The organism is Kiloniellales bacterium (assembly GCA_030066685.1).
Taxonomy (GTDB): domain Bacteria; phylum Pseudomonadota; class Alphaproteobacteria; order Kiloniellales; family JAKSBE01; genus JAKSBE01.
The window spans coordinates 120847-139338 of sequence record JASJBF010000026.1; the positions used below are offsets into that span (position 1 = coordinate 120847).

General features: G+C 67.9%; 15 protein-coding genes. 10 read left to right on the forward strand and 5 right to left on the reverse strand.

Annotated elements, in window-relative coordinates; all coding sequences use genetic code 11:
- Nucleotides 1-5 precede the first annotated feature (5 nt).
- A complete protein-coding gene (locus QNJ30_15255) occupies nt 6-1034 on the forward strand; it encodes a MerR family transcriptional regulator (protein ID MDJ0944824.1) in 1029 nt (342 codons plus the stop codon).
- 166 nt (nt 1035-1200) lie between these two features.
- On the opposite strand, the gene QNJ30_15260 is transcribed toward QNJ30_15255, so the two are convergent.
- Complete coding sequence (locus tag QNJ30_15260; GenBank protein ID MDJ0944825.1) at nt 1201-2091, reverse strand: LysR family transcriptional regulator; 891 nt, start codon at nt 2089-2091, stop codon at nt 1201-1203.
- 156 nt (nt 2092-2247) lie between these two features.
- Between QNJ30_15260 and QNJ30_15265 the strand changes: the two genes are divergently transcribed.
- The 3 genes from QNJ30_15265 (at nt 2248) to QNJ30_15275 (ending at nt 6009) form a co-directional block, all read left to right on the forward strand.
- Nucleotides 2248-2901: a class I SAM-dependent methyltransferase gene (locus QNJ30_15265; protein ID MDJ0944826.1), complete on the forward strand. Its 654-nt coding sequence runs from the start codon at nt 2248-2250 to the stop codon at nt 2899-2901.
- Between the two features lie 82 nt (nt 2902-2983).
- Entirely contained in the window at nt 2984-3721 is a 738-nt protein-coding gene (locus QNJ30_15270; GenBank protein ID MDJ0944827.1) for a methyltransferase domain-containing protein, read from the forward strand.
- A 113-nt stretch (nt 3722-3834) separates the two neighbouring features.
- Complete coding sequence (locus tag QNJ30_15275) at nt 3835-6009, forward strand: hypothetical protein (GenBank protein ID MDJ0944828.1); 2175 nt, start codon at nt 3835-3837, stop codon at nt 6007-6009.
- A gap of 49 nt (nt 6010-6058) precedes the next feature.
- Here the strand turns inward: QNJ30_15275 and QNJ30_15280 are convergent, their stop codons facing one another.
- The gene (locus QNJ30_15280; protein ID MDJ0944829.1) at nt 6059-6340 is read right to left on the reverse strand and encodes a hypothetical protein; all 282 of its coding nucleotides are present in this window, start codon (nt 6338-6340) and stop codon (nt 6059-6061) included.
- 328 nt (nt 6341-6668) lie between these two features.
- On the opposite strand from QNJ30_15280, the gene QNJ30_15285 reads away from it, so the two are divergent.
- Together QNJ30_15285 and QNJ30_15290 are read left to right on the forward strand one after the other, a co-directional pair.
- Nucleotides 6669-7058, forward strand: a complete 390-nt coding sequence (locus tag QNJ30_15285) for a CBS domain-containing protein (GenBank protein ID MDJ0944830.1) — start codon at nt 6669-6671, stop codon at nt 7056-7058.
- A 47-nt stretch (nt 7059-7105) separates the two neighbouring features.
- Nucleotides 7106-9544 carry an FAD-dependent oxidoreductase gene (locus tag QNJ30_15290; GenBank protein MDJ0944831.1) on the forward strand — a complete coding sequence of 813 codons (2439 nt, stop codon included), beginning with the start codon at nt 7106-7108 and terminating at the stop codon, nt 9542-9544.
- 111 nt (nt 9545-9655) lie between these two features.
- Here the strand turns inward: QNJ30_15290 and QNJ30_15295 are convergent, their stop codons facing one another.
- Complete coding sequence (locus QNJ30_15295) at nt 9656-11500, reverse strand: radical SAM protein (protein MDJ0944832.1); 1845 nt, start codon at nt 11498-11500, stop codon at nt 9656-9658.
- Nucleotides 11501-12175: 675 nt separating this feature from the next.
- Between QNJ30_15295 and QNJ30_15300 the strand changes: the two genes are divergently transcribed.
- Both QNJ30_15300 and QNJ30_15305 read left to right on the forward strand, forming a co-directional pair.
- Entirely contained in the window at nt 12176-13018 is an 843-nt protein-coding gene (locus QNJ30_15300) for an aldo/keto reductase (protein ID MDJ0944833.1), read from the forward strand.
- Between the two features lie 57 nt (nt 13019-13075).
- Nucleotides 13076-13828: a double-CXXCG motif protein gene (locus tag QNJ30_15305; protein MDJ0944834.1), complete on the forward strand. Its 753-nt coding sequence runs from the start codon at nt 13076-13078 to the stop codon at nt 13826-13828.
- 67 nt (nt 13829-13895) lie between these two features.
- Here the strand turns inward: QNJ30_15305 and QNJ30_15310 are convergent, their stop codons facing one another.
- Nucleotides 13896-14657 carry an SDR family oxidoreductase gene (locus tag QNJ30_15310; protein MDJ0944835.1) on the reverse strand — a complete coding sequence of 254 codons (762 nt, stop codon included), beginning with the start codon at nt 14655-14657 and terminating at the stop codon, nt 13896-13898.
- 180 nt (nt 14658-14837) lie between these two features.
- On the opposite strand from QNJ30_15310, the gene QNJ30_15315 reads away from it, so the two are divergent.
- Both QNJ30_15315 and QNJ30_15320 read left to right on the forward strand, forming a co-directional pair.
- Entirely contained in the window at nt 14838-15509 is a 672-nt protein-coding gene (locus QNJ30_15315) for an NnrU family protein (GenBank protein MDJ0944836.1), read from the forward strand.
- 182 nt (nt 15510-15691) lie between these two features.
- Nucleotides 15692-17890: a cation:dicarboxylase symporter family transporter gene (locus QNJ30_15320; protein ID MDJ0944837.1), complete on the forward strand. Its 2199-nt coding sequence runs from the start codon at nt 15692-15694 to the stop codon at nt 17888-17890.
- A gap of 25 nt (nt 17891-17915) precedes the next feature.
- On the opposite strand, the gene QNJ30_15325 is transcribed toward QNJ30_15320, so the two are convergent.
- A complete protein-coding gene (locus tag QNJ30_15325; protein MDJ0944838.1) occupies nt 17916-18368 on the reverse strand; it encodes a hypothetical protein in 453 nt (150 codons plus the stop codon).
- Nucleotides 18369-18492: the final 124 nt, after the last annotated feature.

An 18492-nucleotide genomic window follows, 5' to 3' on the forward strand; every position in this document is an offset into this window, starting at 1 on the left:
GATCCATGAGCTCTGCCGCCGAGTTCCTCACGCCCGCCGAGGCCGCCAAGCGGCTCGGCGTCTCGGCCAAGGCCCTTCGGGTCTACGAGCAGCGCGGGCTGATCCGCCCGACCCGCAGCGCGGCCGGCTGGCGCGCCTATGGTCCGGAGGAGATGAGGCGCGCGGCCGGGATCGTCGCCTTGCGGTCGCTCGGCTTCGGCCTGGCGCAGATCGCGCGGGTGCTGGATGCGGATCCCCGGGGCCTGGAGCAGGCCCTCGCCGGCCATGAGGCTGCGCTCGAAGGCCGGCTGCGCGAGATCTCCGCCACCCTGGACCGGGTGCGCAGCCTGCGCGACGACCTCGCCGGTGGCCGCGCGCCGGCGGGCAGAGAGCTGGCGGGCCTGGGCGCGCCGGCCAAGGCGCCGGTCGTCGCCTTCGACCTGCCCTGGCCCTGGGGCGGGGAAGCCTTCGAGCTGCGCGAGCTCCGCGCGCTGACCTTCATCGTCGGCCCGCTCTTCAGCGGCAAGACACGGCTCGCGCGGTGCCTCGCCGAGCGGCTGCCCGACGCGGCCTTCCTCGGCCTGGAGCGGTTGGACGACGGCGGCGCGGCGGCGCGCCTGGCGGCCGATCCGGCGCTGGGATCGCGGGTCGAGCGGGCGCTGGCCCGGCTGGTCGTGGCGGGCGCGACCCGCTCCGACGCCCTCGTCGCCCTTCTCGCCGGGCTCGAAGCCGAGGGGCCGGCCGCCCTGGTCGTCGACATGGTCGAGCAGGGGCTCGACGCGGCCACGCAGCGCGCCGTGATTGCCCGCCTGCGCCGCCGCGGGCCGCGGGCCAGGCCGCTGTTCCTGATGACCCGGTCCTGCGCGATCCTCGACCCAGCGGCCCTTGGCGACGACGAGGCGATCATCTTCTGCCCGGCGAATCACGGTCCGCCGCTTTGCGTCGAGCCCTACCCCGGCGCCCCGGGTTACGAGGCCGTCGCCACCTGCCTCGCCTCGCCCGAAGTGCGGGCGCGGACGGAGGGGGTCATCGCCTGCCGGCCGGCGGCGGCGTGACGGGCCGCTAGAGCGGGATGGTTTGAAGTCGATTGGACTTCAAATCTGAATCCCGCTCTATTTCAGCAGGTTAGAGCACGATGATATGAGGTTGGTTCAACCTCATATCATCGTGCTCTAGCGCACCTCCCGGTCGGACGCGACTCGTTTGGCCGGATGCAAGGCCCTACAGCTTGCGGAATTCCTCGGCCAGCCAGTCGAAGACCAGGCGGACCCGGCGGCTGGTCTTGAGGTCCCGGTGCGACACCAGCCAGAGCGCGAAGCTGAAGGTTTCGAGCCAGGGCGCGACGCGGCGGACGAGGGGCTCGGCGTCGCCGACCCGGGTATTCATGGCGCCGATCCCGATGCCCTGCTTGGCCAGCTCCCACAGAACGAGGTGATTGCCGCAGATGACCGGGAAGTTGCGCGCGCTCAGGTTCAGGCCCTGCGCGTTGAGCCATGCCAGGTAGGCCTCGTTCTCGTCGAAGCCCAGGAACTCGGCGTCGGCGAAGTCCTCCGGCGTTCGTGGATCGCCGAGCCGCGCGAGATAGCCCTCCGAGGCGTAGAGGCGCGCGGTCTCGTCGCTCAGCTTGCGGGCGATGAGCTCCGGGTCGGAAGGCCGCACGCTGCGAATCGCGATGTCGGCCTCCCGGCGGCGCAGGTCGCGCAGGCTGTTCGAGGCGACGACCTCGACCTGGATCCCGGGCTCGGCGCGGCGCAGCCCGGCGACGATCGGGGGCAGGACGAAGGCCGACTCGACCTCGGTCGCGGTGATGCAGACGCTGCCCTCGATCGACTGCGACTGTCCCGAGGCGGTGAGGGAGACCCGGCTCGCCGCCTCGCCCATGTTGCGGACGTGCTCGACCAGCTCCAGGCCGCTGGGCGTCAGCTCCAGTCCCCGCCCGATGCGCTCGAAGAGGGCGACGCCGAGCTCCTCTTCGAGCGCGCTGACCTGGCGGCCGAGCGTCGGCTGCGTCATCCCCAGGGCGCGGGCCGCAGCCGAAAGGGAGCCCTCCTCGGCGGTGACCAGGAAGGCCCGCGCCCGGTTCCAGTCGAACTTCACGGAACGCCAATCCATGCGTCTACGCATATCAAACAGACGGATTTCGTCAATTCCCCTTCTAGGCTTGCAGAGATACATCCCTCCCGCACAGACTTCTGCCGGCGCCTCGCCCATCTCGGCCGGACCGGCGGAAACCTCAGTTCTCAACACGGCCATCGAAAAGGCAGAGCCATGACCGCAGCCGAACAGACGACATGCACCCCGGATCCGACCGCCCGGTTCTGGGACCGGATCGCCGAGCGCTATGCGCGCAAGCCCGTCGCGGACGAGGCGGCCTACCAGGAGAAGCTGCGGATCACCCGGGACTACCTGCGCCCGGACATGGCGGTCCTGGAGTTCGGCTGCGGGACCGGATCGACCGCGCTCGCCCACGCGCCCTACGTCAGGCAGATCCTGGCGACCGACATCTCGGCGAAGATGATCGAGATCGCCGAAGCAAAGGCGCGGGCCGCCGGGGCGGGCAACGTTGCGTTCCGGCGCGTCGGCATCGGCGAACTCAGCGTGCCCGACGGCAGCTACGACGTCGTGCTCGGCCTGAGCATCCTGCATCTGCTCGCGGACCGGGATGCCGCGATCTCGAAGGTCTACCGGATGCTCAAGCCCGGCGGCGTCTTCGTCTCCAGCACCGCCTGCCTGGGCGATTTCCTGCCGATCTTCAGGTATATCGGGCCGCTCGGCCGGGCTCTCGGGCTGCTGCCCCTATTGAGCGTCTTCACCGTGAAGGAGCTGGAGGCCAGCCTGACCGGGGCCGGCTTCGAGATCGAGCGGCAGTGGCAGCCCGGCAGGCGCAAGGGCATGTTCATAGTGGCCCGAAAGCCCGGCTGACCGCGGCCCTGTCGCCGGACCGCAGGAAAAAAGTCGGGCGCGGCGCGCCCGTAGACCTCCCCGAACACGGACCTTGCACCTCATGAACGCGCACGACGCTCGGCCCGCGGGGCCGGCCAGAGACGGCATGATCCCGGTCTTCGCGCAGTCGATCGGATCCTGGCGCCTGACGCTGCAGCGCCAGCTGCTCGGCCCGGCCGAGCTCGCCGCCAGGTACGACCGCGCCGCCGCCGGCTGGGGCCGGACGATCGACCGGCTCGGCTATCCGCCGGTCTACCAGGGCCTGCTCCGGGCGGCGCTGGCGCGCGGGGCCCCGGGGCGGCGGATCCGCGCGCTCGACTGCGGGACGGGGACCGGCGCCCTGTCCTGCGCGCTCGCCGCGGTCGCTGGCGCCCCGCTGCAGCTGGACGCGCTCGACATCTCCCTGCGGATGCTCGACCGGGCCGGCGAGCGCTTTCGCGAGCGCGGCCTACGGGCGGCGCTCCACCTGGGCGATGCCCAGGCCCTGCATTTCGACGACGCGACCTTCGACATCGTCATGGCCGGGCACGTCCTGGAACACCTGTCCGATCCCGGCCGCGCCCTCGCCGAGATGGTCCGGGTGGTTCGGCCCGGCGGTCTTGTCGTCGTCTTCCTGACCCGGCGCACGCTTCTGGGCCTTTACGTCCACCTGCGCTGGCGGACGCACATGGTCTCCGAGTCCGACGCCGTCGCCTGGCTCCGCCGCGCCGGCCTGGAGCAGGTCCGGCCGCTGGCGTCCGGCCGAGACGGCCTCTTTCGCAAGCTCAGCATCGCCTGCATCGGAACCAAGCCGGCCTAAGCCGAGATCGCTCCCCGGCCGGCCGCGGCCGGGGACTCTTGCTGACAATAGGAATATTGGCGTAGGCTTGCCCCCGGCCGAGAGGGGTAGAGACCGGTTTGACCAGCCAGTCGATGACGCGCGCGCCAGACGCCGACCTTTCCGAGCAGGCCTTTCGGTTCGTCATCCTGGTCGGCCTGACGCCGGCCATCATGACCAGCCTGATCGCGCCGCGCTTCTGGATCGAGCAGTTCGCGCTCTGCCTGGGCAGCTGCCGGCCGGAACGGCTCATCGAGCCCCTCGTCGCGGGTTTCCCGCTCTACACCGCGATCGCGTTCCTGGCCCTCGCGCTGGGCCTCGCCCTCGCCCTGCGCCGGCTTATGCGCTGGCGCACGCTCCTGCTGGCGCCGCTGCTGCTTTTCGTCCTGCGGGGCCCGCTGGACATCGCGCTGGACGGTGTCCTGTCGGCACTGCTCGAACCGGGCCGCTACTTCTTCGGCGAGTGGCTCTACAACGTCTCGACCTCCGTCGTCTTCGTCTGCCTGGCGCTCTCGCCGCGGCGCGTCATCCGCACGCCGGTCTTCGCGGCCTTCGTCGGCTTCCTGGTGCTGGCGATGCTCGTCGAGCCGCATTTCGGCGCGGGCGAGTGGCTCTTCTTCCTCGCCAGCTTCGCCGTCGCGCGGATCGTCGTGGGCTTCGTCCGCGAGAACTGGGCGCTCTTCGCGCGGATCGGCATGGGGCGCACGGCGGTGCTGCTGGGCAGGTCGCTGGTGCTGATGATACCGATCCTGGTGCTGATCGGCTTCGGCGAGCTGCTCCGGCAGAAGCTGGACTCGGCGGTCTCCGCTGCCGCCTACGACAACCGCCCGCTCTGCGCCTATCGGGAGCGGCTGCCGCGTCCAAGCGGCCCGCAGCCCGACGTGGCGGACCCCGGGATCCCGCTCATCCAGTGCAAGCTCGGGCCACTGGAAGGCGAGGCCGAGGCGGCCAGGAAGCTGAAGATCCACCACAAGAAGCTCGCGGCGGCCGACTCCTGCCTCCGCTACCACCGCGAAAACGGTGCTGTGACGCCCGCGCCCGAACTGGAACGCGATCTCTGCTACTACACCGAATACCTCTACGCCGGCCGGGCGGAGGCCATCGACAAGGCCTTGCTGAAGCACACCAACGGCACTGCAAAGACCGCCGACCAGATTCGCAGTGACGCCGAGGCCGCGGTCGAGACCGCCCTGCCCGACGTCAGGATCTACAACCCCAAGGTCCGCTGCACGGATTTCCCCTGGCTGCCCTGCGAGCTTAAGCAGGGTGTCCTCTACATCACCGAGGGCGCGGTCAACGGCGCCATCGGCCGCGCCCGGGGCTCGGTCGTCGACGCCGTCAACGACGTGGTCGGGGAGGCCGAGGAGCTCGATGCAGAGATCACGGAGGCGCTGAGGCAGCGGGTCGAGGACACGACCGAGCAGCTACGCCTGGCGACCCGGGCGGCGCTCGCCAACGGCTTCGATCTGGTCGGCGTCTTCGATCGAGTCCTGCTTGTGCTGCTGGTGCTCGCCTTCCTGAAGAGCCTGCTCTTCATCTTCGCCCGGGTCGTCTTCACCTCGGTCGATCCCAACGCGGTGATCGAGTTCGCCGAGCCCGGGAGCGAGATGCCCCGCGGCCGCATCGTGGTCCACGGCAAGCGCTACACCCTGGAGGGCGAGCAGCGCGTCTTCTACGCCCGGCAGGCGCAGGTCGAGGGCATCGCGCCCAGCATCGCCCTGCCGCGGCCCTTCGCCTGCGTGCTCAACCGCCTCGCCTCGGGGGTCTACCTGATGAACCGGGCCGACCCGGCGCGCGCGCCCGAGGGTCGTATCGTCTTCAAGACCGGCGACGTCCGCCAGTTCGTCGAATGGGACCTCGCGGCGGGCGAGGAGGTGATCTTCCACTTCAAGGATTTCATCGCCGCCGATAAGAGCGTCGGCTTCTCGACCCTTGTCAGCTTCAAGATCCCGACCCTGCTGATGGGCCGCTTTCTCTACCGGGTGGCGCGGGGCCCCGGCCGGCTGATCCTGCGCACCGACGGCGCCGCCGAGACCGTGGACGAGGCCGATGCGACCCTGTCAAAGCCGGTGCACCGGGTCGTCGCCTGGCATCGGGCCGCGCGCTTCAAGCTGGAAGCCGAGCAGAGTTTTGCCGACATCTACCTGAGCGGCGTCCACGTCAAGATGAGCCCGGGCGACATGGTGGTCTTCGTCGCCGAGGCCGGTGACCGCCGCCGCGTCGGCACCGGCGCGGTGCGCTTCCTCAAGAACTTTATCCTGCCGGTCTGAGCCGCCCGGCCCGCCGGCCGCCCCTGGCGACGGCGCCCGCGCGAAAACCCTACTGCGCGGTCGCTTCGATGCGCCCGGTCCTCAGTTCGATCCTCAGCTTCACGGGCTTGTCTTCCCAAAGCGCCCGGGCCTCGCAGATTCGCCCGCCGCAGGTGGTGTTCTCGACCCCGGTGTAGCCCACTTCCTGCAGCGCCGCCGCGACCTTCGTCGCGTGCTGCGCCGCGTTGGTGCCTTCCAGGATCGATTTCATCTGGCTTGGCGGATCTGCGGCCATCGCCGCCGCACTCCCGCCGATCGTCAGAGCCATGCAGAACACCGCTAAACGCGTCATCGCTTCTCTCCTTCCCAAAGCTGTCATCTGCCCCGAGACCCGGCCTCGGCAAATCGCCCGTGTCGACTTCACGGCGACGGACACGAAGGCGCCGAAGTGCAGCACCCGGAACCGGTGAATTGCGACGTACTCTTGCGATACGGTGGGGTCGTCTTCTCCAGATCACCCTCAGACCCTTCGTGACCCTGCTTTCGGCAGCGCCGGTCCGCGCCTTGCGCTCGACACGGAATCTCACGGAGCGGGCCGCGCCCGAGTTTTGCCGCTCCGACCGCCGGCGATTATGATGTCTTGGGCCGCATAGCCGTGACACTGGGATCGGGAGGCATTCATGAAGCACCGGGAAGTCGGGCAGCTGATCACGAGGAAGGACCTGGTCTGTCTCACGGGTGGCGCGACGGTTCGAGAAGCCTGTCGGCTCATGGCCGAGCAGCGGGTCGGCGCGGTCCTGATCTTGGAGGGATCTACCCTTCAAGGGATCTTTACCGAGCGCGACGCGCTGAACCGCGTGCTGGCCGCGGCGCGCGATCCGGACACCACGCGCCTCTTCGAAGTGATGACGGAGAAGCTGGTCACCTTGGGGCCGAATGCCGCGGCCGTGGACGCCTTGCGGCTCATGAGCGAAATCGGCTTTCGCCATCTGCCGGTGGTCGAAGACGACCACATCTACGGCATCATCTCCCTACGCGATTTCATCGGCGCCGAGTTCCAGCAGGCCTGACGACCATATGGCGGGGAAGGGGTGCCAAGCAGTGGATCGGCGTGGCCGTGACCGATACTTCGCCTGCAGGAACTGAGTCGGACATCCCCGCCCAGGCCTCCGTCGTCGTGATCGGCGGCGGCGTCATGGGCTGCTCGACGCTCTACCACCTGGCCAAGCAGGGCGTGAGCGACGCCATCCTGCTCGAGCGCAACCGGCTCACCTCGGGCACGACTTGGCATTCCGCGGCGCAGGTCCGCGCCCTGCGCTCGACCCGCAACCTCACCGAGCTGATCCGCTATTCGATCGCGCTCTATCGCCGGCTCGAGGAGGAAACCGGACAGGCGACCGGCTGGATCAACGCGGGCTCGATCTCCATCGCGACGACCCCGGACCGACTCACGCACATTCGCCGCCAGGCGGCTTTGTCCCGCCTCTACGGCCTGCGCGCCGAGGTCATCGGCGCCGGCGAGGCCAAGGAGCGCTGGCCGCTGATGAACGCGGCGGACGTGATCGGCGCCGTCTGGTCGCCCGAGGACGGGCGGGTCAGCCCCTCGGACCTCTGCGCGGCGCTGGTCAAGGGCGCCAGAGCCGCGGGCGCGCGGATCTTCGAGAACACGCCGGTTACCGGGATCGTTACCAGGGGCGGGCGGATTGCCGCGGTCGAGACCGCCGGCGGCCGCATCGGCTGCGATGCCGTCGCCCTCTGCGCGGGCTTGTGGAGCCGCAAGGTCGCCGCCCTGGCCGGGGCGCAGGTGCCGCTCTGGCCCTGCGAGCACTTCTACCTCCTGACCCGGCCGGTCGAGGGGATCGAGGGCAATCTGCCGACGCTCTCGGACCACGACAGCCATCTCTACCTCCGCGACGACTCCGGCGGCCTTCTGGTCGGCTGCTTCGAGCCCCTGGGCAAGGCCATCGACCCGGACAGCCTGGGCGAGGACTTTTCCTTTCAGCTGCTGCCCGAGGACTGGGATCACTTCGAGCCGATGATGGTCAAGGCGCTGCACCGGCTGCCGGCGCTCGAAGACGCAGGGGTGCGGATGCTGCTCAACGGGCCGGAGAGCTTCACCCCGGACGGCAGCTTCCTCCTGGGCGAGACGGCGGAGACCGCCGGGCTCTTTCTCGGCTGCGGCATGAACTCGGTGGGCGTGGCCACCGGTGGCGGCGCCGGCATGGCCCTGGCCCAGGCCATCGCGACGGGACACTTGCCCTTCGACCTGCAGGAAGCCGATCCCATGCGCTTTCCCGCCTGCTTCGACTCGGCGGAGGTCCTGGCCGCCCGCGTGCCGGAGGTGCTGGGCAAGCACTACGAGATCGCCTATCCGCACCGCCAGTGGTCGAGCGCGCGCGGTCTGCGCCGGACGCCGCTGCACGCGCGCTGGTGCGAAGAAGACGCCTACTTCGGACAGGTCGCCGGCTTCGAGCGCCCCCTTGTCTTCGGATCCCCGACGGCGCCGAAGCCGAGCTTCGGCCGGCCGGACTGCTTCGAACAGGTCGGCGCGGAGGTGGCGCAGGCCCACCGGCGCGCCGCGGTCTTCGATCAGTCGACTCTCGGCAAGATCGCCGTGCGCGGCCCGGACGCCGAGAGCTTTCTCGATCGAGTCTGCAGCAACCGGATGGACCGGGCGCCGTGCCGCCTGGCCTACACCTTGATGCTAAACCCGCGCGGCGGGATCGAAAGCGACATGACCGTGCAGCGCCTGTCCGAAGAGTGTTACCGGCTCTTCGTCGGGACCGCGGCGCTGAAGCGGAACCTCGCCTGGCTGAATCGGCACCTGGGAAAGGGCGAGCGGGTCGAGATCGCCGACGAGACGGAGGCCTTCGCGGTCCTCGCCCTGATGGGCCCCGACGCCTCCCGGATCGTGGCGGATTTGGGCGCCGGCGCGCTGAACGCCCTTGGATACTTCCGGCACGGCGTCGCCGAAGTTGCCGGCGTCGCCGTCCGCGCCGCGCGCCTTTCCTATGTCGGGGAGGCGGGCTGGGAGTTGACCTGCGCGGCCGCGGCGGCGGACAGGCTCTATCAAGCCTTGCGGGCCGCGGGCGCCAAGCCGGCCGGCGCCCTCGCGCAAACCTCCATGCGGATCGAAAAGCGCTTCCCCGCCTTCGGTCCCGATCTCGACAGCGATCTCTCGCCGGACGAGGCCGGCCTCGGCTTCGCGCTGGCGATGCAGACGGACTTCATCGGCCGGGCCGCGGTGGAAGCACAGCGGCGAAATCCGCCCGGCCGGCGGCTGGTCAGCGTCCTGCTCGACGATCCGGCGGCCGTGCCCTTGGGCAACGAGCCGGTCATCCGCGACGGCGCCATCATCGGCAAGTCGACCTCGGCCGCCTTCGGCTACCGGGTCGGCCGGCCGGTCGCGCTTGCGCTCATCCAGACCGCGCCCAGCCGCGACCTCGAGGGCCTGCAGGTCGAGATCGACATCGCCGGCGAAACGTGGCGCGGCGCCGTCACGGCACGCGCCGTCTTCGATCCGGCCGGAGACCGGATGAAGCCGCCGAGCCGATAGAGCGGGATGATTTGAAGTCGAATCGACTTCAAATCTGAATCCCGCTCTACTTCAACAGATCAGAGCACGATGATATGAGGTTGCTTCAACCTCATATCATCGTGCTCTAGCCTACTCTTGTGCCCGCCTCGAGGTCATGGTCGCCCCGCCGCTGACGCCTTGCGCTCGGCTATCGCTGCGCAGAGGCGCCCGAACCCTGGCATGTCGCCGACGCCGCTTCACCACTTCGGCCTTTGCCGCCTCCCTTGAGTTGAAGAGGTCCAGTTCGACGGCCTCGTCCTCCGCCGCCGGCGTGAGGGACAGGTCGGAATAGGCCGCGCGCCGCGGATCACGCTCGATCTGCCGGCGAACCCGGTTCATCCGCCACGCGACTCGCGCGATGTGCGCATGTTTGACCGCGAAGTCGACGACATAATGCCAATAGAAGCTCAGTCGGTCTTCGACCGGAAGCCCCGGACGCCGGTCGCGCCGATACTTGCGCCGCAGGATGCCGCCTTCCAAGGGGTGTACCTTCTCCAGGAAGATGAGGCCGTAGAACCACAGCAGATCGGCGAGGATCCAGGTCACGTCGATGCCGCGGGCCGCGGCGCGGCGCATGACCGTCTCCATGTGCGCCGGCGTGTAATAGGTCTCCCACGCCAAGAAATTTGCCCGCTGCCATTCGGCCTCGCTCATCCGCGGATGCTGCATGGTGACATGGTTGAGGTCGTAGCTGTTGAGATCGGGTGCCATCCATTGGCCCTTGGCGGCCATGTCGCGGTGATCGGCGGACCCGGGCAGCGGCGTCAGGTTGAAGAACTCGACAAGGTCGAGCGGCAGCTCGCGCTGGATGATCTCGATGTCGCGGACGATCGTCTCGGCATTGTCGCCCGGGAAGCCGAGGATATAGCCGGCATAGGTGCGGGCGCCGATGTCCTTCCAGGCCTGGAGCATCGCGCGGTATTCGGTGATCCGGTTTTGCCGCTTGGAGACCCCGACCAGGCTTTCCGGATTGATGTTCTCCAGGCCAATGAACACGCGGTCGATGCCGGCTCGCCCCGCCTTTTCGACGAAGTTCGGGATCTTGTGGCACAGCGTATCGACCTGTACGAGGAAGCGGATCGGGAGCCCTTCCTTCTCCCGCAGATCGATCAAGCGGTCGAAGATCGCTTCCCAGTTCTTGTTGCGTGCGAGGTTGTCGTCCGTGATGAAGAAATGGTCGACCCCCTGAGCCAGGTTGTCGCGGACGATCTGCTCGACGGCGTCGGCGTCGCGGAAACGCGACTTGCGGCCCTGGACATTGATGATGGTGCAGAACGAGCATTGGAAGGGGCAACCGCGCCCGGCATCGAAGCTCGACTGTGCGCCGATGGTGCGCCGGACGCGCGCATAGGGCAGGAAGGGCAGGGCCGCACCCTGCAAGTCGGGAACCGCCCCTAGGTGGTTGTAGACCGGCTTGAGTGCGCCCCGGTAGGCGTCGCCGAGCACTTCCGCCATGCGACCTTCCTCGGCCTCTCCCGCAAACAGGGAGATCCCAAGATCTTGCGCCTCACGCAACTCGGGCGTGAGGCCGGGCAGCATCGCCAGGCAACCGGACACGTGGAACCCGCCGATACAGACCTGGACGCCGGCTGCGCGCAGCGGTCGCGCGATGTCCATGGCGCGCGGGAACTGGTTTGACTGCACGCCGACGAGGGCGACCAGGCCGCGGCCGCCGGCTTTCCTTATCCGCCGGATGATCTTTGCCGGCTTGATGCGGGCGTTGGTCTCGTCGAGGGCCGTCAACTCCAGGTCCACGTTGTCGCCCAGCACTCTCCGCGCACGGCAATCGACCGCCAATCCGTAGATCGCAGCCAGCGAATTGGAGGGGATCCAAGAGCGCAGCCACTGTATGACGTAGCCGTCGTCGTCATAGTGCGACGGCTTGATCATCACCAGGCAGAACGCCTTGCGGGTCTTGCGCCGAAACTTAGCCATTGTCGCACCCGTGATCGAGATCGAAACCATGGATCGGCCTGAGGCCGTCCACAGGCGGAGAAGCTACCTTAAGCTCTCTCATGGCGGTGCTCTATCCGGATCTGGTAAGTCCTGAAGTCCCGAGAACCTCACTTTCCTCACGCGGCAAAGCCATGCATGCCTGGACTCGCGAGCGCGCCGAAGGGCTCCGTGATGTCCGAGACTTCGGAAAGCACGTCCATCCTGGGTCTTTGCGTCCGGCGGTAAGCGATCTCGGCCGCTGTCCGATCTGATGGAACCGCCATGCCGTCCATCTCGCCGGGTTCGGCGCCCCGAGTTCCAGGTGTGAGCGCAGCATCTCGCCCAGACGCGGCCGCGTCCGATCATGCAGTGCGCTCCACAAGGGGTTTGGCGGCAAGGTTACATTGACTCCCTCGGCTCCGGATAGCCTGCAACGGCATCGCCCTGCCGACTCGGGGTCAGGACAGGCCTTCAGGCTGCAGGCCTCGAAATCCGCCAATGGAATTGCACTTGGCAAGCTGCCGCGCGTCCCTTTAGCCTTGGCGGGGTCTCGGTCGAAGGGTTCAGGTGCGGAGAGTTTCCTTCCCCGAACTCGCGACGGAGACCGCAGGGCGTTGCCGCGGAAAGACGGCGGCCCTGTGGCCGGCGGCTCTTGGCGGTGTTTGGAAGGCGAAGATGACGGTTTCGGTGCACAGGCTGCCGGCGAACGGCGCGGACATCCCGGCCATCGGGCTGGGAACCTGGACCTATGACGACGAGACGGCAACGCGCCTGGTCTCGGAGGCCATCGGCATCGGCTACCGCCACATCGACACCGCCGCGATGTACCAGAACGAGGCCGGCGTCGGCGCGGGGATCCGCATGTCCGGCACGCCACGGAACGAAATCTTCCTGACCACGAAGGTCTGGCACACGGACATCGCGGCGGGCGACCTGCAGCGCTCGGTCGAAGCGAGCCTCGAGCGCCTGGACGCCGGCTATCTGGATCTCGTTCTCATCCATTGGCCGTCGCGCGGGGTTCCGCTGGCGGAATCGATCGCGGCGCTGAACGACGTCCGCGACCGGGGCTACGCGCGCCACATCGGGGTATCGAATTTCCCGGTGGCGCTCCTGGAGGCGGCCGTGAAGCTCTCGAAGGCGCCCTTGGCCTGCAATCAGGTCGAGTATCATCCCTTCCTCAGCCAGGACAGGTTGCTGGCGGCCTGCCGGGCCCACGGTATTGCTATGGTTTCCTATTGTCCCCTGGCGCGCGGCAGCGAGCTGGCGTCAGAGCCCGCGATCGCCGCGGCGGCGCAGCGGCTCGACAGGAGCCCGGCACAGATCGTCCTGCGCTGGCATGTTCAGCAGTCCGGCGTCGCCGCCATCCCGCGGTCGTCGCGGCCCGAGCGGATCGCGGAGAACCTGCAGGTCTTCGACTTTTCGTTGTCGGACGAGGAGGTCACCTCGATCTCCGCCCTCGGATCGCGCGGCGCGCGGATCTGCGATTTCGAGTTCTCTCCCGACTGGGATCCAGCCTGACCGGGCTGGCGTCGCACCGCCGCCTGACGTCGTGTCCATCGAAGATCGCAAGTCCATATGCGCGTCTACAGAATCAAACCGGGTCCCGCAGGAACCGTTGATGTGTTCGGCCACGTTGAGGGCTCTTTGGCAGGGGTGGATTGTCCGGTGTGCACACAGTGGGGCGGCGGGTTTCGTTACCCAACGATCGGATGCGCGGAGGTGGCCGCCTTGGGCGAGGACGTCGGAAAATTCCTCGAGCTAGGAAAGGTAGATTTTCGACGGAAGGGACCAGACCCCATGACTGTTGACGAATACGCCTCCGTCCGAGACATGCTGAAGCCCCTTTTGGGTCCGGACCGGCCTGTAATGCCTGGAACCAGCTTCGGACCCCTCAAGGGCGAGTTGCGCGGCCCCGTAAATGATTTCACGTGGGGTCTGCTTTCCAGTGTGTTTCTGCGCGAATCCGTGTTCGAGGAGATCCGAAGGGCTGGTTTCCCGCTTGCCGGCGCCCGCGCGGACCTGACGTTCAAGACCTTCAGGGGGCGGAGATGGTTCGGGCATGAGGGGCCGGGCGAGCCGCTCGTCGAGCTCGAAGTGCCGCCGACCGCGAGGCTTGCGCCCTCGGTTGAGCATCAACGATGCGACGTCTGTGGCCGACCTCAGGTGAGGCGCCGAAAAATCGTCGATCGGACCTCTTTCGACGAGTCGAAGCCGATCCAATGCCTGTATGAGCATCGACCTCTTGTCGTCGTCAATGAAGCCCTCGGACAGTTCATCCGGGCCAGGAAGTATTCAGGTGTAACGGTGACCGTTCAGGACTCCGAGTGAAGAAGCGCCATGCAAGGCCGATCGTGCCTCGGCGCCGATCGGCGGTCCGCTCACCCTGCACCGACCGTCACCCCCGCGCCGCCGGCGCCATGTGCAGGCCGCCGTAGCTCTGCTCGTTCGGCACGATCTCCAGGGTCGAGATGTTGACCCGCCAGGGGGTGTCGAGGGCGTAGAGGATGGCGCCGGCGACGTCCTCGGGCTGCAGGTCCTCGATGCCGCTGTCCTTGACCTTGGCCGCGACCGCGGGGTCGTCGAAGGCGACGTCGAAGATCTCGGTCTCGACCCGGCCGGGGCAGACCTCGGTCACCCGCACCCCGCTGCCGCGCAGTTCCAGGCGCAGGTTCGGGCCCAGCATGTGGACCGCGCCCTTGCTGCCGCCGTAGATCGCCGAGGTGATCGGATAGAGCCCGGCGGTCGAGCCGATGTTGACCACGTGGCCGCGCTTGCGCGCGACCATCCCGGGCAAGAGCGCGCGCAGCAGGTGATAGACCGCCACCACGTTGGTCCCCAGGGTCGTTTCGATGTCCTCGGCCGAGGCTTTGCAGACGCCCTCGAAGCCGCGGCCGGTCCCGGCGTTGTTGACCAGCACGTCGACCTCCAGGCCGGCGAGGCGGTCGTAGAGCGCCCCGCTGTCGCGCAGGTCGAGCGCGACCGGGACGATGGTCCCCGCGGCGGCGCCGACCGTCTCGGCCAGCTCGGCCAGGCGCTCCGCCCGCCGCGCCACCGCGTGGACCTCTAGCCCCCGTTCCGCCAGGGCCCGGGCCGTCGCCCGCCCGATCCCGCTCGACGCGCCCGTCACCAGGGCCGTCCTGTAGTCGCTCAAGGCCATGACTCCCTCCCACTGTTGAGCAGAAGCGCCACTGTAGCGGAGCGGCTCCACATCTGCAGGCCGCGGGCACGGCCCCGCGCCGAGCCTTGCGCTGGGGCGACGCCTGCGGCTATTCATCGCTCTCTGCCGGCCTGCGCAGGGCTCGGTTCGTCCTCGTTCCGTTATCGGAGTTCAGGCGCTATGGACGTCGCGATCGCCATGGGCGTCTTCCTCCTCAGCCACGTCGCGATCGCGCGGACCGGCGTCAGGCCGTTCCTGATCGAACGCCTGGGGCGGCGCGGCTACCTCACGGCCTATTCGGCCCTTTCCGTCGCGCTGCTCGCCTGGGTGATCGTCGCGCTGCTCGAGAGCCCGCGCGTCTGGCTCTGGCCGTCGCCGGGCTGGGCCTACCCCTTCGCCCTGATCGTCAGCGCCGTCGCCTTCGCGCTGATCGGCATCGGGGCCGTCGTCCGCAATCCGCTCTCCGTCGCCTTCCGCGCCGAGGGCTTCGACCCCGACAGGCCGGGCATCGTCGGCTGGGTCCGGCATCCCCTGATCTGGGGGCTCGGGCTTTGGGGGCTCGCCCATATCCCGGCCAACGGCGACTGGCCAGGCCTTCTGCTCTTCGCCGGCTCGGCGCTCTTCGCGCTGATCGGCGCCCGGGCGGTCGAGCGGCGCAAGAAAATGCGTTTGGGCGCGGCGAAGTGGCGCCGCCTGACTTCGGGCCCCGGCGGGCTCGATCGACCCGCGCTGCTCGGCGCCGGCCTGGGCTTCGCCCTCTGGGCGGCCGCGCTCGCCCTGCATCCGGTCCTCTTCGGTGTCGATCCCTGGGGCCTCACCAGGGCTCTGCTTTTCAGCGAGGCCGGCGGCTAGACCGCAAAGGCCGGCCGAGCGAGCGAGAACCGCGGCCTATAGGCTTAGCGAGCTGCAGATGCCGACGGCTTTGCTCCGGGTCTGAGGGGTCGATCCGGTCGAGACTTGGTCTAGACTGGCGTTTTCGGAAACGCCAGCCGAATCGCGGTCGGCGCGCCGCCTCAAGGGAAGGGCAAAGAAGGGTGACCAGGGAGACACGCAAGTCGGCGCGGATCCCGCTCGCCACACAGGTCTTGCTGGGTCTGGTATTCGGCGTGGCGGTCGGTATGTTCTTCGGCGAAATCGTCGCGCCGCTGAGGATCGTCGGGCAGGCCTTCATCCGGCTGCTTCAGATCACGGTCATACCCTACATCGTCGTGGCGCTGATCACCGGCTTGGGGCGCCTCAGCTATGACGAGGTCAAGAAACTCGCGGCCGCGGGCGGCAGCGTCCTGTTGACGCTCTGGGCGACCGGCATGGCGCTGGTGCTTCTCTTGCCGCTTTCGTTTCCGAATTGGCCGTCGCGTTCCTTCTTCCAGAAGAGCTCGATCGAGGCCAGACCCGTCCCTGATTTCCTGGAACTCTACATTCCCTCGAACCCCTTCTATTCCTTGGCCAACGCGCTCGTTCCGGCGGTCGTCGTGTTCAGTATCATGATCGGACTTGCGCTGATCGGCGTGAGGAGGAAGGAAGTTCTGATCGAACCGCTCTCGGCAATCGCCGAGACCCTGTCGAAGGTCACCGGCTTCGTGGCCAAGCTCGCACCGCTGGGCGTCTTCGCGCTGATCGCGAGCACCGCCGGCACTTTGAGCTTCGGCGATCTGGCCCGACTGCAGGTCTATGTCGTGATCATGGTCTTGATCTTGTTGACGCTCGGACTATGGCTCCTGCCTGGCCTGGTCGCCTGCGTGACGCCGCTTCGCCACGGCTACATTCTGCGCCAGCTTCGCACGCCGCTGATAACCGCCTTCGCGACCGGCAGCTCGCTCGTCGTGCTGCCAATGCTGGCGGAAATCTGCAAGAACCTTGTGGCCGAGGCCGACAGGCACGCCGCTTGGCCCGAGGACGAGGAAGAGGCCGAGTCATCGGTCGATGTTCTGATCCCGACCTTCTTCAGCTTTCCGACCATCGGCAACGTCATGTCGCTGGCCTTCGTTCTCTTCGCGGGCTGGTACATCGGTTCGGCGGTTTCGCCGGCACACTATCCCTCCTTGACCTTTGCGGGCGTCGCCAGCCTGTTCGGCGGCACGGCCCTGGCCATCCCCTTCGTCCTCGAGCTGGCCGAGCTGTCTCGTGATCTATTCCAGGTGTTCCTGTCGGTCGACGTGATCATCAGCCGCTTCGGGACCCTTGTGTCGGCGATGCACTACGCGACCATCGCCATGATTGGAACCTTCTTCCTCCGCGGTATCTGGCGTCCGCGGCTTTGGCCGCTGCTGCGCGTGGTTATCGTCGGTGTCCTGTTGATTGCCGCGGTGCTGGTCGGCGTGCGCGCCTTCTACACCCACGTCCTCGTCGTGCCCTACACCAAGGACCAGGCCCTCAGAGGCCTGCAGCTCCTGCGCCGCCCCCAGCCGGCGGTCATCCACAGGGAGCCGCCGACGGAGGCCGAGGCGGCCGGACCTCGATCCTATTCCCAGATCATCGACAGCGGCGTCCTTCGGGTCTGCTATCTGCCCGGCAACTACCCGCTGTCGTTCTTCAATGCCGACGGCGAGCTGGTCGGCTTCGACATCGAGATGGCGCACCGACTCGCCGAACGCCTGACTCTCAGCCTCGAATTCCGGCCCCTCGCGAGACTGAAGAGCGGTCCGCAGCAACTCGATTCCGGCTACTGCGACGTCGTCTTCAATTCCGTGGCCATGGGCTTGACGAGAATGGAGTCGGCGGCGGAGACGGATCCTTTCAATACGGTGACCCTTTCGTTCCTGGTGCCCGATCATCGGCGTAGAGATTTCGCGACCTGGCAGGCGGTCAGGAACCAGGGGGAGATCACGATCGCGTCCAGCGCATTTCAGACCCTGCCGAGAGACATCTGGATCCGATTGCCCGAGGCGAACATCGTCCGGCTCCCGTCATTTAAGGACCAGGCCCAGTACTTCGAGAGCGGTGGCGAGGGGGCGGATGCCTTCCTGGACACGGCGGAGGAAGGGTCGGCCTGGACCATCCTCTTTCCGAACTTCACGGCCGTCGTCCCGCGGCCGGTCATGCAGGCTCCCGTCGTGTACCTGGTCGCGCGAGACCGACCGGTTCTGCTGCGGGCTATGAACGCCTGGCTCCTGATCGAGAAGCAGAGCGGTGGCATCGACGAACTCTACGACTATTGGATCCAAGGTCGGACCAAGCAGGTGCAGCCGCCGCGTTGGTCGGCGATCCGCGACCTGCTGGGCTGGGTCGACTAGGGCGAAGGGGGCGGCCAGGCCGCGCTCAGGGCGCCCAGTTGATGAACAGGCCGACGTCGCCGGGCTTGCCGTCGGGAAAATCGACGATCATCGCCGTCATCCTGAAGCCCTTGTCCCGGCCCTCGGTCTTCCAGAGCTCGTAGAGGTCCCGCGCCTTTCCCGGCAGCGTCTCCGGCCAGTCGGTCTCGTTGTTGTTGATCGCGCGGCCGTGGTCCTCGCAGAGGCTCGACGGGAACCTCATCACCATCACCTCCGTCAGACCGCGTTCGGCGGCCTGGCGGGCCTTGGTGAGCATCTGCGCGACCTCCGCGTCGGAAAGGTGGTTCTTGGTGAACTGCTCGACGAAGTCTGACATCGCCTGCTCGGCGGCCCTGCGCTTGCGCTCCTGCTTCTCGATCCGCTCCATCTCCAGTTCGGACATGTGCTGGCGCAGCTCCGCCGCCGTCAGGCTTGGACGCTCCGACTTTGTCTCGCTCATACTGACCTCCTGTGAACTCTCTGTGCTGACTTATCACGACCCGCGGGCAGCATAGCATCGGGCAACGTGACTCGCACAAGGGCGCCGGCTCCAAAGGCGTGAAGTCCCCGGCGGCGCCCGCTAC

Coding starts and splice junctions, on each gene's coding strand:
- QNJ30_15255 (MDJ0944824.1), top strand. CDS start 6: ATGAGCTCTGCCGCCGAGTTCCTCACGCCCGCCGAGGCCGCCAAGCGG.
- QNJ30_15260 (MDJ0944825.1), bottom strand. CDS start 2,091: ATGGATTGGCGTTCCGTGAAGTTCGACTGGAACCGGGCGCGGGCCTTC.
- QNJ30_15265 (MDJ0944826.1), top strand. CDS start 2,248: ATGACCGCAGCCGAACAGACGACATGCACCCCGGATCCGACCGCCCGG.
- QNJ30_15270 (MDJ0944827.1), top strand. CDS start 2,984: ATGAACGCGCACGACGCTCGGCCCGCGGGGCCGGCCAGAGACGGCATG.
- QNJ30_15275 (MDJ0944828.1), top strand. CDS start 3,835: ATGACGCGCGCGCCAGACGCCGACCTTTCCGAGCAGGCCTTTCGGTTC.
- QNJ30_15280 (MDJ0944829.1), bottom strand. CDS start 6,340: ATGACGCGTTTAGCGGTGTTCTGCATGGCTCTGACGATCGGCGGGAGT.
- QNJ30_15285 (MDJ0944830.1), top strand. CDS start 6,669: ATGAAGCACCGGGAAGTCGGGCAGCTGATCACGAGGAAGGACCTGGTC.
- QNJ30_15295 (MDJ0944832.1), bottom strand. CDS start 11,500: ATGGCTAAGTTTCGGCGCAAGACCCGCAAGGCGTTCTGCCTGGTGATG.
- QNJ30_15300 (MDJ0944833.1), top strand. CDS start 12,176: ATGACGGTTTCGGTGCACAGGCTGCCGGCGAACGGCGCGGACATCCCG.
- QNJ30_15305 (MDJ0944834.1), top strand. CDS start 13,076: ATGCGCGTCTACAGAATCAAACCGGGTCCCGCAGGAACCGTTGATGTG.
- QNJ30_15310 (MDJ0944835.1), bottom strand. CDS start 14,657: ATGGCCTTGAGCGACTACAGGACGGCCCTGGTGACGGGCGCGTCGAGC.
- QNJ30_15315 (MDJ0944836.1), top strand. CDS start 14,838: ATGGACGTCGCGATCGCCATGGGCGTCTTCCTCCTCAGCCACGTCGCG.
- QNJ30_15325 (MDJ0944838.1), bottom strand. CDS start 18,368: ATGAGCGAGACAAAGTCGGAGCGTCCAAGCCTGACGGCGGCGGAGCTG.